The following is a 16,344-nucleotide window of genomic DNA, read 5'->3' as shown; positions in this document are numbered from 1 at the left end:
AAACTCTTAAATGACATCAAATGCTGAATACTTCTCTTTAATATTAATTAAAATTTGCTATGCGTGAGAATGTAATGAATATGCTGTCAATATACTTACTTAAGATCTCTTTACGATGTTATTCCTTTGTTTTGACAAGAAACTGACATTAGAGGTTAGGTAATTCTAGTGACCGAGTTATACGGCTTATCAATCTAATGCCATTAATTATTAATATTTATTGGTAGTAAAAATAGTTCATTTATATTGATTGAATTGTGAACAAAATCTCATTGAAAAAATTCGCCAAAGTCATCGATTTAATTCTTTATTTGATTCATTTTATTCGGAGTATTATTCGATTGCTCCAAAACAATAACTCAATATAAGGGTAACAATAATGAAAAAAATAATATCATCTCTTAGTTTTGCTTTAGTTCTTATCTCTACATCTTCTTTTGCTGCCGATAACTACCTTTTAGAGCCGGAACTATCCTCTGTTAGCTTTACAACAATCAAAAATCAATTTGTTGTAGAGCCAGCGACGATAAACACGTTATCAGGCGAACTAAACAAAAGCGGTGAATTTACTATCGATGTCGATCTTAAAGGGATAAGCACTGGCATTCCTATTCGAGATAACCGATTAAATGAGCTGTTCTTTGAATCGGTGAAATACCCAGAAGTGGAAGTCAGCGGTAAAGTTGATTTATCAGCATTATCTAGTGGCCCTAAAAAGCTAGTGATACCTGCGAAAGTAACCCTATACGGAAAAACCAAATCAATAAACTTTCCAGTGGTGGTGCTAGAAGAGGGGAATCATGTGATGGTTAGCTCTTCTTCTGCGGTCATTATAGGGGCTTCTGATTTTGGGATCCAAGTGAAAACTTAACCAAACTTGCAGCAACGGTTGGTGGGATAAAAATATCAGACAGAGTACCTGTCTCGTTAACATTAATCTTTAAAAAATAAACATTCATTAACATTTGCAAAAGCTTGGCGGAACCCAAGCTTTTGTTGTTTTTGGGCATTGCTTATAAAACTCAGAAATGCATTTTGCCTGTTTTATAAGCAAGTTATTGTAATTTAAGCATTAGAAGGTGTTTTATCTTTAAAAATCGTGTCTTAAAAATGAAAATTTGAAATAAATTGAAATATTTAAGTGTCTAATTTGTTAACCATCACCTATATTTATTCTCAATGGAACTTGGTTCGTATAAAAAATTAATAGTGAAATCAAGACATAACAACATAGGAATAATTATGAATAAATACATGGCAGAGTTTATTGGTACATTTTGGCTTGTACTGGGTGGTTGTGGTAGTGCAGTACTAGCGGCAGCGTTTCCTGAACTAGGTATTGGGTTTGTTGGTGTATCACTGGCGTTTGGTCTAACAGTATTAACCATGGCGTTTGCCATTGGTCACATTTCAGGTTGTCACTTAAACCCAGCAGTATCAGTTGGTTTATGGGTAGGTGGCCGTTTTGATGCTAAAGACTTAGTTCCATACATTGTATCTCAAGTTCTTGGTGGTATTGCGGCAGGTGGTATTTTATACCTAATCGCAAGCGGTCAAGCAGGTTTTGATCTAGCTGGTGGTTTTGCATCAAATGGTTTTGGTGAACACTCTCCAGGTGGTTACACAATGACAGCTGCACTTATTACAGAAGTAGTACTAACTGCAATGTTCTTAATTGTGATCATGGGTGCAACAGATAGCCGTGCTCCAGCAGGTTTTGCTCCAATTGCAATTGGTCTGTGTTTAACACTTATCCACCTTATCAGTATCCCTGTAACAAATACATCAGTTAACCCAGCTCGTAGTACAGCAGTAGCGGTTTATGTTGGTGATTGGGCAACATCACAACTTTGGTTGTTCTGGGTTGCTCCGATTGTAGGTGCGGTAATTGGTGCACTTATCTATAAAGTAATGGCGAAAGAATCATAATTGCTGTTTCATTATAAACACATACAAAAATGCCGATGATTAACGTCATCGGCATTTTTATTTTTACTTCTGGTTCATCTTTTCCATTTCTGCTAAATCATACTGCCTGATATCGATTTTTGCGTAATCGTTGCAGTGTTCACAGGCGTAATATTTTGCACCGTCGCAGTATTGATGTTGCAGAACCATCGCTGGCTTTCTACACCAGTCACAATAACCTTCTAAATTAAACATAAGACTTCTTTCTCTTTATTCTATTAAGATTTATACGTTAAATTATTGTTGTTACATTTTGATAACATATAAAAGTGTTGCGAAGTATACAGAACGAGAATGATAAGTAAAGTCTGAGGCTCGGATTCCGTGTACGTTATCGTTTAATTGAATTATAAGCCTTATTAATTTCAGCAAGCATCACACCATCTGCACCGTGGTCAGGGTGATGGAGTTGAGCCAGTTTTCGGTATTGTTTTTTAATTTCGCTGCTCTCACTGGCAACAGTTACCCCTAATAATTGATGTGGCGTAAACTGTGAAAGTGGTTTCTTACCATCTAACTCAATAGTTAGTCTTTTAATGGTGGCTTCTTGAGCATCTGCACGGATCTTTAATTTGTCATTACTGTCTTGCAGCTGCTTCATTTTTTCATTTTGTAATGATTTAGCGAAACTGGTTTTAAGTGGATCGTCATTTTTAGTTCGCTTCATGGTTTGTTTAAGACGTAAAACTAAGAAGGCTAACACCACAATCATAATAGCGATTAACAGGTAGCTGCCAAGAGTAATTAGAGCCGTTGGTTTTTCCATCTGAGTGATGATGATGGTTTTTGGCTCTGGCTCGACAACTTTCGGCTCTTCAGGCTGTTGTGCTGATTTCAGCTGTTTTTTTTTTGTTGCATCTTAATTTCTTGAAGTACACGCTCATAACCAAGCATAGCTTCGCCATGACCATTATGAGATGCAATTTGGTACCACAAAGACGCGTTATATAAATCAACAGAACCAGAAAGACCGTATTCGTAAATCTCACCTAAATAGAATTGTGAAGGTGGGTGGTTTTGCGTAGCTGCACGCGTAAACCAATAGATGGCTTGTTTAATGTCCTGAGCAACTCCGTAACCATTTTTGTAAATTTGTCCAAGGTTAAATTGCGCAGAGGTAAGGTCTTGCATCGCTGCTTGTTTATACCACTGAATAGAATAATCGATGTTCTTAGGACGGTTAGTACCTGATTCGTATTCCATTGCTAATTTTAATTGAGCACGAGCATCACCAGATTCCGCTTTATCTTCAAGAGAATCAGCATGAACGGCGAAACTAAAAAGTAGAACAACAGCAAGTAAAACAGAACGGATCATAAATATAAAATTATTAACAATAAAAAGGCGGCGACAGTGTAGCGAGAGGGGGATAGAAAAGTAAAGATAAAAGGAGAGATAAGAAGATATGTAACGATGAATTTGCAGATTTACAAAAAAGCAGCCAACCTTAGCTGCTTCTTTGTTGTTATTTTCTTTTTATAGTGATTGGTTTACGTATATGGTTTTTCCATCTTTAATCGTTTCTAAAATCGAAATGTCTTTTATCTTCATTGGGTCAACGTCAAGTAGGTTATCATTTAAGATCACCAAGTCGGCACGCTTTCCAACCTCAATAGACCCCTTGCTTGTCTCTTCAAAGTTCTGATACGCCGCATTAATGGTTATCGCTTCTAACGCTTGATATGGCGTGATTTTATGGTGCTCACCTAAGGTTTGATTACTGCGTGTTACACGATTTACTGCACTCCACATATTGGTCATCATGTCTGGAAATAGTACGGGTGCGTCCATGTGAATGGTAAACATCAGATCATTTGAATTTGCCCAACCCATAGGCGAGATATTGGATGCACGCCAAGGGCCTAGCACGGAATCACGATGCCAATCTCCCCAGAAGAAGGTGTGAGCAGGGAAGAAAGAAGGGATCATCTCATTTTTCTTCATGCGTTTTATTTGGTCTAAACGTGTAGTTTGAGCATGGATCACCACAGTTCGACGATCTTCTTTGCCATATTTCGCATCAGCAAGTTCTACCGCATTTAATAGAATATCTGCCGATGCATCGCCGTTACTGTGGCTTAGGATTTGAGCATTCATTTGATAGGCAGTATCTACCCATTGATTCATCTCCTCTTGGGTTAACACTGGGTAGCCGTGGTAATCATAAGCGTGACTGTGTGGTGGCTCAAAATATGGAGTTGAAAGGTAAGCGGTTTTACCTTGTGGTGAACCATCGCCCACCATTTTAACTCCTGCGAGTGTTAAACCATTAATGGATGATTTCATCGGCATGACTTTTACCGCTTCTTTCAAATCCACCCATTTTGCATAAGCAAGTAGGTCAATTTTTAATAAATCTTGCTCTGCCATGGTTTTCATTGCATTAAGTGCCGGAAGTGTTGCTAAGCCTTCTTGTGTGGTGGTAATGCCATAACCAGCGTATAAATCCTGAACCTTACCAAAACGGCGGATAGCATCTTCTTGGGTCATTTCAGGAAGGTTTCCCAAAATCGGATAAATTGCAGACTCTTCTAAAACGCCAGTGAGTTCGCCATTATTATCACGGCGTAACACGCCACCATCTGGGTTCGTGCTTTGCTTAGTGAATCCAATGAAATCGAGCCCTTTGCTGTTACAACTCGCAAGGTGTCCTGATATATGCACAGCACAGAAGGGGTACTCTTTACTAAAGGAATCAAAAAATTGTTTAGTAGGATGTTGTTTTTCTTTTAGCTCGGCATCGTCATAACCAAAAGCCACATGAAGGCTGTTGGTATCAAGATTTGGTTGATTAAAGTAGTCCGTCATTATCTGTTTAATGTCATCAAACGAGTTCACCTTTCCCATTGGGGCAGGGTAAAGGAACGGACTTTCAATTAAAGGAAGATATTGAGCAAAATGGCCGTGACTGTCGATAAATCCTGGCGCAAGAGTTTTGCCTTTTAAATCTCTGATTTGGGTATTGGTGCCTTTTTGATTAAGGATCTCTTGGTTATTGCCAACAGCGACAATGATGCCATCTTTTATCGCAACGGCTTCAGCACGATCAGATTCACCTGTCACGGTAATAACGTCACCATTGGTAAAAATTAGATCGGGTGAAGCCAACACAAAAGGTGAAACAAGAAAGCCAGCTAATAAACTTAATGGGAACGTCTTCATAATGTCCTCTCAAATTTTAAACTATGAACTGAGTAGGATTTTTTCATGGAATACCAAAACAAAGAAATCGATTATGATAGGGTATACCTAACAGATTGGGTGGATATATAACAATCGAAGGAGTGATTGAATGCATACATTAGAGCAAGTGAGCGCTTTTGTTGCCGTGTATGAACATGGCTCATACAGCAGTGCTGCACGAGAGCTTAAAAAATCTCGAACCACAGTGCGTGAACACGTAGTGACCTATGAAGATTTATTAGGGTATTCATTGTTTGTGATAGAAGGCAGAAAAGCGCTCCCCACAGAGAAAGCCGAGCAGTTGTATCATCGTGCTAAGTTAGTTGAAAAACAAAATCGCTCTTTGTTTGTGCAAAGCCAAGCCTTGTACGATTCTAACGTTCATACCATTACGATTTACTATGATGTGATCACGCCACTCAGTTTAATTACACACATTGAAAACCGTGTGATGGATTATAACTCAGACATCATTATTAATTGGAAGCACCGAACTCGACAAGAAGCGATGGATAAACTCCAAGAAGGTGAGTGTGATATTGCCATTATGCCGTATCGTGGACAGCTGTTTGCAGAGAAAGAAGTTACATGGAAAGCGATAAAACCCATCCAAGTTGGCTGTTATGCAAGCGTCAATTCACCTTTGGCATTAATTGATGATTTAAGGCTTGAAAATCTGATGCTAGAGACACAATACGTCACCGAGAACTTTGCGACCTTAAAACTGAATTTTGCATCGATTCAGGTTTCCCCAAAAATGCACACCGTTAGTAATAACGATCTGTTGTGTGAGTTAGTAAAACAGCATGGATGGACAATTATGCCAAGGCATTATATGACACCATACGTAGAGAGAGGCGAACTTGTCGAGCTCAATTTAAAAGAGCTTGGTAACAATCTTTCTTTTGGTCTTAATGCTTTTTATTGTTATGGAAAACCAGATGCAGAAGTGTTTGGGCTTATTCTCGAGTGGATTGAAGAATGGACTGAGGCGTTGCTGCGTTGTTGATTGCTTTAAATTGAATTTGAGTCAAACCTAGAGCGAAAGGGGATGTTTGTTTATTCGCAATGAGAAAGCCAACTTGCTTGATATCGTTCGCCACGAGTTCAGGAGCGTGATTAAGCAATCGCCCTCTAAAAACAGCTTGAAAATTGTGTAAGTGAAATGTCTTTTTCTGCTGCTTTCCTTTAATGGTGGCAAAATCGTGTTTGTATTGAGTGCGATCATCATTCTTCCAGGTGGTAAGTCTTAATTGATAGGTATGCCCATCACCCGTAAACATGAGTTCTATTGTGTTTACCTCTTTAGATAGAGATTCAATAGAGCGCTTAATTGAGCTGAAACCACCATTGTTTTCTAATGATAATTCACCTTGAAAGCGACATGTATTTCCATCGTAGTGAAGCTGTCCAATAGAAATACCACCCATTACGTTGTCATTTATGGCTAACCATTTTTGATGCTCGTTAGGCTGTGTAAATTCAATAATTTCAAGATATTGGTCATTCATCTTAACTTTCCTTTACACTATGATTTGCTGTGATCATCGCTAAACATTGGTTGGTGAAATCAGAGTAGTTTGATGATTTGTCGAATTCGATTTTAAGTGAACCATGAAACATCAAAGTAACGGTCACATCTTTATAGCCTAGCCAGCAGGTATATCCATCGTAATCATGCCATGCGGATATCTCGTCTAATATATATCTATTATCCAGTAACTTTCCAGATGAACGAACGCAATCAAATACTCTAAGAAATTCTTTAATCGTCAGCCTGTTATCCATATGTAACTCCTCGTTCATATACAAATAAAAGCACTTTTTTATTACTAAATTAACTACGAGTTTGCCCTATACCTAGATCACCATGTCGATTAACTAGTTTGAATTAGTTGATCTTTTTATGAACCACAAAGTGCTTTCCTGCGTAATTTCTCTGTAGGTCGGTAATGATTTGGTTCTTAGTATCGAGCGATGACGTTATGGAGAGCAAGATGAAAAAATCTCAGTTGCCAGAAAAGATATGCGCTGTTTGCCAGAGACCATTTAGTTGGCGAAAGAAATGGGAGCGAGACTGGCCAATGGTTAAATATTGCTCCAAGCGTTGTCGGTCTTCACGACATCAAAGTGAATAATAAATCCACACATAAAGATTTAAGATAGAGGATGATTATGAATGCCACCGCTGACCGCTTACGACTCATTTTAGGTGACCAATTAAATGCTAGCCATTCATGGTTTCAACACACCGATCCACAAACGATTTACGTGATTGCAGAAATGCATCAAGAAACCGCCTATGTAAAACACCATTCTCAAAAAGTGTGTGCTTTTTTTGCTGCGATGACCCAATTTGCAACTGCATTAGAAAGTGCGGGGCATCGAGTGATGCATTTAACCTTGGACGATACAAAGCCATTTGAAAGAATAGACGATCTATTAAATCACCTTATTGCTGAGCACCATATTACCCATTTTGAGTATCAACTCCCTGATGAATACCGTTTACGCAGCACGCTAGAGCGCTATTGCTTGTCATTATCAATATCTTCTCAATTTTATGAAAGTGAACACTTCTTTCTATCTGAAACACAAATTGAAAAGGAGTTTAAGCCGAACCATCATCATCGCATGGAACCTTTTTATCGTAAGATGAGAAAGCGCTTTAATATACTGATGAAAGAGGGTGAACCCGTTGCAGGCAAATGGAACTTTGACAGTGCAAATCAAAACAAATTAAAGGCAAGTGAGTTTGATTGTGTACCCACGCCATTATTATTCGCTAACGATGTCACTGATATTCTTAAGCGCCTGGAACGTCATAATGTGACGATGATTGGACAAGCGAATAATCAACTATTGTGGCCAGTAAATCGGCAGCAAGCGAATGAGTTATTAGTGTTTTTCTGTCGCTATTGCTTACCGTTGTTTGGGAAGTTTCAAGATGCTATGACATGTAAACTTGATGATATGCTCACGCAGAAACAATGGAGCTTGTTTCATAGCCGTTTATCCTTTGCTCTTAATGCAAAAATACTCAGTCCTATGCAAGTGATTGATGCTGCTATTACGGAATTTAATCAACGTCCAGATGCCATAGATATTGCTCAGATAGAAGGTTTTGTTCGTCAAATTTTAGGGTGGAGAGAGTTTGTTCGTGGGATCTACTGGCGCAATATGCCTGATTATCAAAACCTAAATAAACTTGAAGCGTCATTATCATTACCAAGTTGGTTTTGGACAGGGAACACAAAAATGAATTGTATGCATCATGCGATACAACAGTCTCTTGATTTCGCCTACGCACACCATATTCAACGTTTGATGATCACGGGTAACTTTTGTCTATTAACAGGTATTAAACCTGACGAAGTAGATGAGTGGTATTTAGGGATTTATATCGACGCAATTGAGTGGGTTGAAATGCCAAACACTCGTGGCATGAGCCAGTTTGCAGATGGTGGCATTGTTGCCTCTAAGGCTTACGCTGCCAGTGGTAACTACGTGAATAAAATGAGTGATTATTGCTCTGATTGTCACTATAACGTGAAGCAAATAATTGAACCAAAGGCATGCCCACTAAATGCACTGTATTGGCACTTTATGCATAGACATATTGATGCGTTTAATAACAATCCTCGCACCAGAATGGTCTATGCAAATTGGAAGAAAAAATCAGGAGAACAGCAGCAAGTTATTTTAGAGAGAGCGAAATTGTTGCTATTGAATATTGAGGAGTTATAGGCCTTATTCGCTAAAACTTTGAGGAATGTATATTAGTGTTGTTGATGACATAGATTCAATATTCAAACATAAGTAATATCTGTGTTGAAGTTTATAAATAATTATGGAGATAAATGCAGTGGATGATGAAGCTGTCAATGTAGATGTTCAAGTCAGAGACTTTCTGGATGAGCATGGGAGGTTCAAGGTAAAAAGGCATACGGAAAGAATGCCATTCCTACCATTTATTCAGAATTTCGCATCTGTTATCGGTGGCCCACAAAGTCCTCGTGAAATGATTAAAATGATGGAAAAATGTTCAGGTATATCAGCCAATATTTCTAATAGTTCTTTAGATAACTTATCACGCTCTGGTGTAGGAAAATCTATTGCCACCAAGTTTTTCAACTTTATTGCTTCTTTTCGGGAAGATTTTTTTACTCGCTCATTAAAGGATCTCCCTCAACGACCAGTTTCTATATATGAAACGTATATAGAATGGAGAGCTGCTCTAGTAGGATTGGTTATGGCGAATGAAAATGATGTAGGACATTTTCAGCTTGTGATTGATTTTTTAGGTAATAGGTGTAATCAGGCAGAGCAAGCTTTCTTAGTATGTAAAAAGTTAAAAGATCATGGAATGACCCCCCTTGAGGCTGCATTTAGGTACTATGATTATCTAGATCACAGTATGTACCTTGAAAGGAAGGATATTGGAGTATTAAAAGACCTACTTGTTCAATATGTTGAGCAAGGGGAAGCTGCCATTGAATCTGACCAATATGCTTCAGTTATAAATTTGGATTTGGATTTTTATTTTAACTTGGCTGCTCATTATGAAGTGCATATGCTCATGGTGTTGTTCGATGATATAGAAGATTTGAAATTAGTAAGATCAGATATCCTTGAAGCTGGGGTTTTGGTTCCAATTATAACTTTGTATAGGAGAGAAGATTCATTAAATACTTACTTTAGCGCTTTTCTTGAATTCCTGAAAACTTTCGTTGAGGAAGGAGAGTATACAGATTATAAATTAGCTCGAAGTATACCTATATTACAAGGTGATAAATTTTCATCTAGCTCCCTTCAGGAAAAAAAGCTTAATCAATTAAAGGACTGGAAGAAGGGAGTAAATCTTCCTAGTTATGACAAATTGGGTCAATTCATGGTTAACTTGTGGGGGGGGGATTCTATATTGACCGATTGCTTTACTAAGTGGGGGTATATCTGTTTAGCTATTGATAGATATTCGACTAACCTTCAGAAAGATTGTGATTCAGAGATTATAGATTTATGTATCGCACGGTACAAAATTTACTGGATAGAATGCCGAGAAAAATATTTATTTAAATATTGTAACTATAACTGATCTTTTACTAGCTGTTTAAGATCATGGCGAAAGTTGTCGAATGCACGAATATCACTTGGGCTACAAGGTATAGTTAGTTTTCTTCCACTCGGTGTTACAAGTTTATGATGTTTCTTGCCTAGTTGAACATTGAAACCTTGTGTTAATAGCTTTTTTACTAACGTGTTTATATCCTTGGAACTGCTATATTTTTTCATGTTTCTTTCCAAAGTGGGCCGAAGCCCACTATTCAGTAGTTTAGTTGAGTATTATTTTTTAGGTGGGTTGTTATCGCGACCTTTACCTGATGGATTACCTGTTTTACTTGGAAAACCTGCTTTTTTATTTGACATATTGAAACTCCTTTTTGTTAATTATGTTTCGAGGAAGAGTATGACAAAGTGGAGGAGGAAGTGTTATGGGGTATAAAGCACAAATTTATTTTTTTACTTGATCTGTAATAATGGGCGCTTAAAAGTGTTCTGTTCCAATTATACTGGACATTCAATTAGTTTTTATATTCCAGTTAACTTATAACAAATCATGGATTTATGACGCGAGAAGTCAACATGAATATTAACTAGAAAAATGGATGTAGCTAATACCTACATCCATTTTTTTATCATTCTAAGCTATAAATAAATTTTAGCTTCAGCCTAAAATATTGCTTTTCTAAATGTGCTGTAAAGAAGTTCTTACTCAGTAGAACAATCATATTTGTTTTATATATTCTTTGGTTATTAAGTCCTAAATCATCGTTACTGCAAATCCAACAGCTTTAGCCGTATTAATAAAATGACGTGTGTATATTTTATCAATAGGGTATTTCTTTCCTTTCGATGCGTTAATCCCTATATCTCCATCATATATGCGATATCCCCGATCGGGGATAAAGTAGGTCTTATCCCTTGTCGGGGATAAAATGATACTCAAAAATCAAATACAAAATGAATTCAGCTTAAGCTTATATATTTATTGAATAAATTAAGTGAAAAATACGATGGTAGCGACATATTTTAATTATTTCTTTTTAGAAGAAAGTAATGAATAGAGTATAACTGGAGTAAGAATATATAAAGGTAGTTGTCATGCGTGTTCCGTTTGGTTTAAAAAATAATAAAATCTATCACGTTCAGGATGTTCCTAACGGTTTAAATTGTGGCTGTGTCTGCCCAAATTGTCATCACCCTCTGATTGCCAAAAATCAAGGACAATATAAATGTGCGCATTTTTCGCATCATTCAGGAACAGAATGTTCGGACTATCAAGTTATGAGTTATCTTCATCGGTATGCTCAACAACTTATTGAATCAACAAAATATATTGTTCTACCAGAGTTCTCTTTCACTCCAGAGGTAATTCTTTTAGATAACTCTATGTTAAAAGGAAAAACAATATTTAAGCCAACAAGAAAAGTGAATTTAGATTTAGTTCAAAATGAATACGTATGGCAACGATATAGGATTGACTCTTTTGCAACATTGAAAAGTAGAGAATTGTTTATTGAAATAACCGTTACTCATGAAAATGATGAAGAAAAAGTTGAGGCTATACAAGCTGCTGATAAACCAGCAATAGAGATTATTCTTTCTGATTTACACAACAATATACAGTTATTTTCTGATGAAGAGATTAAAAAAGCTGTCTTCAATCCTAATAATGTAAAGTGGATTCATCACCCTAGGGCAATGAATGAAGTTAACGCAGAATTAAATAAACTGAAAGAAGAGCAAATTAAAAAAAATAAATTAATTAAAGCTCAGCTAGATGCTGATGAACGCAAAAAATTGATTGAAACTAAACGAAAAGAATTACGGCTGGAAAACAGAGATAAAGCGAAACTGCGTTATAGAGAAGAGTTAAAAGAGGAGCTAGATTGGTTATCGAATGTTAATGCTAGCTGGATTAAGGCTTATGAATTACAAAAACGAGAGTTGAAACCATATTTCTTAAATTGGGTTAATTTGGGCGAATGTCGAGAATTAATTGGATTTCCAGTTAAAGGAGATTGGATATTTGAATCTTGTTGTGAGCACTGGCAGGCTCTTTTAATTACTCGCTTGTTTCAATTTGATGTAAATGAAGGAATTAATGCTAATACATTAAAGAAATTTATTGAAAAGCATGCTCAATTAAATCCAAATATGCGACGTTTGAATATAGCCCAGTATAAAGCAAAAGAAAAAGCCGTTAAGAATGGCTCAACCAAAAATTGGAAAGGAGCATGGTATTTAGATTGGGAAGAAAATAAAAAAATAGAGTCACCATATTCTCCTATTATTAAATACTTAGAGTTTTTAGAGATGAGTGATTTACTAGGTAGGATTAATGATAAAAATGTTTTTTTCTTAAAGGATAACTCTCTTAAACAATACTTCTTGCGAATGAAAATTAAACAACAAGCATATGAAGAATCGAAGGAGCAGGAGAGAAAACGTGAACAAGATAGAGTGGATTTAATTATCAGAAGGAATCAAATAACAAAAGAGCAACAGAAGCAAAGGGCTGCAGAGATGATTAAAGCTGATGAATTTGTTTTTTATCATCATGAAGGCAAGGGGATTCGATGCCAAAATTGTTTTTTTATTACTCCTGAATTTGAGAACTATAAAAACGCGGAGTGCCCTACATGCGGTAAGTGTGCAGGATTTGTAGGAGAGATTATTACTCAAAACTTTATAGATAAAGCTGTTCATATATACCGATGTGATAATTCTCCTCGTAAGAGTTTATTAAACTTCCCAAAGAAATCTCGTTGAATGTTCGATAAACAAATCACTCCCCATCAACTTTTTTGCAAGCATCATAAAACATAGATAAACTGAGTTAACTATTCCTAATTTTCATAAGATAATGCGATGTTACTTGAAGGTATTGAAACACTTTTAGTTTTAAGTAAAGAGAAGACAATGAGTCGTACAGGCAGCGTACTGTACCTTAGTCAATCTGCGGTGAGTAAGCGTATTACAAAACTAGAAAAGCGCTTAGGGAAAAAATTAATAGAGCCTAATGGCCGTTACGTCACGCTCACGGCTGATGCTAAATCGCTAATTGACAATATCGCTCCAACGTTTAGCGAACTTTGTGGACGCATATATGAACAACAAGCTTTAGCGAATGATTCTTTGCTTAGAATTGATTGCTCTGAAACGCTTGTGGCAGGGTATTTCAGCCAAGCGCTATCAACATGTTTTCATGATGATCCAAATTTGACCGTCACAACGAATCACACGCCACGAATTGTCGAAAACGTAAAATCAGGAAAAGCGACGTTAGGCCTTTGTGCTGGGTATTTACCATCTGGACATGGATTATTAAGCTTCCATCTTTTCGATGAACCATTTTATGTTGTTAGTAACAAACATTTGGATAAGCTACCTAATGAATTGATAACAACGGATCTGACAAACAGTGCGAATACTCATCAATCAGTTATTTTAGAAGTCTTAAAAGTGAACCCTATAATGGAGCTAGATTCATATACCGCAGCAGCCCATTTAGCATTACAAGGGACTGCTCCGGCACTGATTCCTTTTTCGGTAATAAAAGCATTAAATATAGAAGAGCGATATTTATATCAATATAGCGAACTCAAACCGCTTTTTAGACCCATCTATATATGCACTAGACAAAATAATTATCGATTAGAGCGAGTTCAGAAAGTCATTACCGCAATTTCTGAACACATCAATATTAAGCTATGAGGCGTTATTCACATATAGCGATGCAATCGACTTCAATCTTTAATCCAAAGTGCAATTCTCTGGTTGGTACTATGGTTCGCACCGGTTTATGATCCATAAAGTATTCTTTGCAAATATCATTAACCGTGTCCCACATATCAATGTCTGAAATGTAGATAACCAGTTTTAATACTTGTTGAAGATCGCTTCCTGCTTCTTCAAGAATGGTATGTAAATTATCTAATACACGGCGGGTTTGTTGGCTTATATCACCGTTTATTTTTTCTCCTGTATTTGGGTTAATTGGTAATTGGCCTGATACGTAAATTAACCCATTATGTACTATTGCTTGAGAGTAATGTCCTGCTGCTTTTAATGAATTTTTAGTTTGAATATATTTCATTATTAACCTCTCATATCATTGATTAAATGTTCAATTGAGTTTGTTGCTTTGAGTCCGTTTCCGGTTACGACACCAACGGTAAGCTCGTCTGGTTTGATTTCTTGCGTTTTTATAAGCTGAGCGATTCCTGCAAATGCAGTCGCTGATGTTGGTTCGATAAAGTATCCTTGTGCTCCCATCTCTTTTAATGCTGATTGGATTTGTTGTTCACTAACACTAATAAAATTCCCATTCGTTTTTTTGACAAATTGAACGATCTCATTCATTCGTGATGAACGCTTAATCTTAATACCCTCAGCAATGGTATTTTCTGAAGTAATGTTGATTTCTTTGTTGTTAAAGGTTTGAACAAACGGCTGAATGCTTTCACTTTGAATACCAAAAAGGCGAGGGAGTTTGCTTATTTCTCCGCCTTTTAATAATTCAGAGAAACCGATATATGCTCCGGCAAGTAAACTTCCATTCCCTGCGGGAACAACAAAATTATCAGGGGCTTTATACCCACATTGTTCCCATATTTCATAAGCAATGGATTTGACGCCTTCGATAAATAGGGGATGCCAGTTATGCCCAACATAATGACTTCCATGAGTGACGCTGCTCTCTATTGCAGCTAGAGCAACATCTTCTCTTGTTCCTTTTACTTCAATACAGTTAGCGCCATATAATCGGGTTTGTGTTGTCTTTCCTTTGGATGTTCCAGCAGGCACAAATATGTTGCATTGCATGTTTCCTTTAGCGGCATAACCGGCATAAGCACTTCCTCCATTACCGCTTGAGTCTTCTGCAATGCTCGTTATTCCATGGTTATTAAGGTAGTTGATTACAAGAGAGGCTCCTCGATCTTTAAATGAGCCTGTTGGTTGTAGCGAATCGAGTTTAACCAGTATTGGAGTTCCTGATATTTCAGCTTGGCAAAGAGGTGTGATGGCTTCATTGAAAGTGATATTGATATCGTCTTTTTTTACTGGGAAAGCACTAGAATAGCGTCTAGGTGTGAATTCATTTTCTATGAGATCTTTTTTACTAAATGACGTTTGAGGTTTAACCCATAGGGCAGAGCCACATTCACATTTAATGAGTTCAGGTTTCGGTGCGTATTCTTTATTACACGCCATACAGATGTATTTCATGGATGGTCACTTCTAAGTTTGATGAATTAGAATAAATATTCTACGGGCGATTTTTTTATTTTATAAAGGAAAGCTCGGTATTCGTTCTATTCTCAAATGGAATAGGAGGGGGTTATTCAAAGTAACTTTTATCTTGAATAATGCTTCAAAATTTATTTAAAAGTATTACAGATTACCCTGCTAACGAACGATGTGTTGTATAGTTTGTGTGGGTTTGGTATGGTGTACGGTGTGTGAGGTAAGAAAGTATGAAGCTGAGTTAACTATAACAAAACAAGGTGACTATCACTTGTTAGTAAACCACAGTGCTAAAACGGTGGTGTAGAGTTATAAAGAGGCGACTAAACTGATTAAATAATTTAGGTGAAGAAGTACGATATGTCAGGTTTAAATAAAACAATTATTTTACGAAATGCTTATGCTCATAATTGTGTTGAAATTTCTTCTTATGCAAGGAACTGTCTTGAAAAAGTGAGTACTGAGCAGGAATTGTATTTTGCTTATGATGATATCAACCGTTTCATTAAAGATAGAAAAAAAAATCTAAACCTTAAAGTGAAGTTTAATAATCTTAGAAGAGAATTATTGAATAAAGCTTATCAAACGAATAACCCTGATATATCTAAAGATGTAAGAAAATTAGTATCAGAAGTAAGTGATATTGATGAGTTACTAGCGATAAAAGTTGATATTTTGAATGTTATACAAGGTAAGGCATATCTTAATGAATTAACCATATTAAAAAAACAATTTTCAGAGAATAGAGAAGTTTCGGCATATTTATCAGAAATGGAGAAAAAGGGATAAGTAATGACAATATTACAGAGATTTCTCAGAATATAAAATCCTTACAAGAAGTATTAAATATTGACTTACCAGCGGTTGATTATACTTTAAAGA

The 16,344-nt window shown here is 36.6% G+C and carries 16 protein-coding genes and 1 pseudogene; 9 read left to right on the top strand and 8 right to left on the bottom strand.

Features of this window, described 5'->3' with window-relative positions; all coding sequences use genetic code 11:
• The first annotated feature begins 379 nt into the window (after nt 1-379).
• Nucleotides 380-951, top strand: a pseudogene (locus tag AAFX60_008005) (YceI family protein).
• A 291-nt stretch (nt 952-1,242) separates the two neighbouring features.
• Complete coding sequence (gene aqpZ, locus AAFX60_008000; protein ID XDF76725.1) at nt 1,243-1,929, top strand: aquaporin Z; 687 nt, start codon at nt 1,243-1,245, stop codon at nt 1,927-1,929.
• A gap of 63 nt (nt 1,930-1,992) precedes the next feature.
• On the opposite strand, the gene AAFX60_007995 is transcribed toward aqpZ, so the two are convergent.
• The 4 genes from AAFX60_007995 to AAFX60_007980 form a co-directional block, all read right to left on the bottom strand.
• Nucleotides 1,993-2,163, bottom strand: a complete 171-nt coding sequence (locus AAFX60_007995) for a hypothetical protein (protein ID XDF76724.1) — start codon at nt 2,161-2,163, stop codon at nt 1,993-1,995.
• Between the two features lie 136 nt (nt 2,164-2,299).
• Nucleotides 2,300-2,734 carry a DnaJ domain-containing protein gene (locus AAFX60_007990; GenBank protein ID XDF76723.1) on the bottom strand — a complete coding sequence of 145 codons (435 nt, stop codon included), beginning with the start codon at nt 2,732-2,734 and terminating at the stop codon, nt 2,300-2,302.
• 68 nt (nt 2,735-2,802) lie between these two features.
• The gene (locus tag AAFX60_007985) at nt 2,803-3,285 is read right to left on the bottom strand and encodes a tetratricopeptide repeat protein (GenBank protein XDF76722.1); all 483 of its coding nucleotides are present in this window, start codon (nt 3,283-3,285) and stop codon (nt 2,803-2,805) included.
• Nucleotides 3,286-3,444: 159 nt separating this feature from the next.
• Nucleotides 3,445-5,130 (bottom strand): amidohydrolase, encoded by a 1,686-nt coding sequence (locus tag AAFX60_007980; protein XDF76721.1) that lies wholly within the window; start codon nt 5,128-5,130, stop codon nt 3,445-3,447.
• A 130-nt stretch (nt 5,131-5,260) separates the two neighbouring features.
• Here AAFX60_007980 and AAFX60_007975 point away from each other — a divergent pair, with 130 nt between their 5' ends.
• Nucleotides 5,261-6,160 (top strand): LysR family transcriptional regulator, encoded by a 900-nt coding sequence (locus tag AAFX60_007975; protein ID XDF76720.1) that lies wholly within the window; start codon nt 5,261-5,263, stop codon nt 6,158-6,160.
• Here the strand turns inward: AAFX60_007975 and AAFX60_007970 are convergent.
• Nucleotides 6,111-6,662 carry a CIA30 family protein gene (locus AAFX60_007970; protein XDF76719.1) on the bottom strand — a complete coding sequence of 184 codons (552 nt, stop codon included), beginning with the start codon at nt 6,660-6,662 and terminating at the stop codon, nt 6,111-6,113. The two genes, AAFX60_007975 and AAFX60_007970, sit on opposite strands and share 50 nt — an antisense overlap.
• Before the next feature lies 1 nt (nt 6,663).
• Nucleotides 6,664-6,939 carry a DUF3081 domain-containing protein gene (locus AAFX60_007965; GenBank protein XDF76718.1) on the bottom strand — a complete coding sequence of 92 codons (276 nt, stop codon included), beginning with the start codon at nt 6,937-6,939 and terminating at the stop codon, nt 6,664-6,666.
• 209 nt (nt 6,940-7,148) lie between these two features.
• On the opposite strand from AAFX60_007965, the gene AAFX60_007960 reads away from it, so the two are divergent.
• From AAFX60_007960 to AAFX60_007940, 5 genes are all read left to right on the top strand, one after another.
• On the top strand, nt 7,149-7,289 hold the full coding sequence (locus tag AAFX60_007960; GenBank protein ID XDF76717.1) for a DUF2256 domain-containing protein: 141 nt from the start codon (nt 7,149-7,151) through the stop codon (nt 7,287-7,289).
• Between the two features lie 37 nt (nt 7,290-7,326).
• Nucleotides 7,327-8,898 carry a cryptochrome/photolyase family protein gene (locus tag AAFX60_007955; protein ID XDF76716.1) on the top strand — a complete coding sequence of 524 codons (1,572 nt, stop codon included), beginning with the start codon at nt 7,327-7,329 and terminating at the stop codon, nt 8,896-8,898.
• A gap of 118 nt (nt 8,899-9,016) precedes the next feature.
• Nucleotides 9,017-10,246: a hypothetical protein gene (locus tag AAFX60_007950; protein ID XDF76715.1), complete on the top strand. Its 1,230-nt coding sequence runs from the start codon at nt 9,017-9,019 to the stop codon at nt 10,244-10,246.
• 1,067 nt (nt 10,247-11,313) lie between these two features.
• The gene (locus tag AAFX60_007945; protein XDF76714.1) at nt 11,314-12,984 is read left to right on the top strand and encodes a hypothetical protein; all 1,671 of its coding nucleotides are present in this window, start codon (nt 11,314-11,316) and stop codon (nt 12,982-12,984) included.
• A 99-nt stretch (nt 12,985-13,083) separates the two neighbouring features.
• Nucleotides 13,084-13,929, top strand: coding sequence for a LysR family transcriptional regulator (locus AAFX60_007940; protein XDF76713.1), 846 nt, complete (start codon nt 13,084-13,086; stop codon nt 13,927-13,929).
• Nucleotides 13,930-13,933: 4 nt separating this feature from the next.
• Here the strand turns inward: AAFX60_007940 and AAFX60_007935 are convergent, their stop codons facing one another.
• Nucleotides 13,934-14,311: a Rid family detoxifying hydrolase gene (locus AAFX60_007935; protein ID XDF76712.1), complete on the bottom strand. Its 378-nt coding sequence runs from the start codon at nt 14,309-14,311 to the stop codon at nt 13,934-13,936.
• A 2-nt stretch (nt 14,312-14,313) separates the two neighbouring features.
• Nucleotides 14,314-15,444 carry a threonine synthase gene (locus tag AAFX60_007930; GenBank protein XDF76711.1) on the bottom strand — a complete coding sequence of 377 codons (1,131 nt, stop codon included), beginning with the start codon at nt 15,442-15,444 and terminating at the stop codon, nt 14,314-14,316.
• Nucleotides 15,445-15,822: 378 nt separating this feature from the next.
• On the opposite strand from AAFX60_007930, the gene AAFX60_007925 reads away from it, so the two are divergent.
• A complete protein-coding gene (locus tag AAFX60_007925; protein ID XDF76710.1) occupies nt 15,823-16,251 on the top strand; it encodes a hypothetical protein in 429 nt (142 codons plus the stop codon).
• Nucleotides 16,252-16,344: the final 93 nt, after the last annotated feature.

This window comes from Aliivibrio fischeri (genome assembly GCA_038993745.2).
GTDB classification, from domain to species: domain Bacteria; phylum Pseudomonadota; class Gammaproteobacteria; order Enterobacterales; family Vibrionaceae; genus Aliivibrio; species Aliivibrio fischeri_B.
Note: the sequence above shows the minus strand (reverse complement) of the source record. Positions and strands in the feature narration are given on the sequence as shown.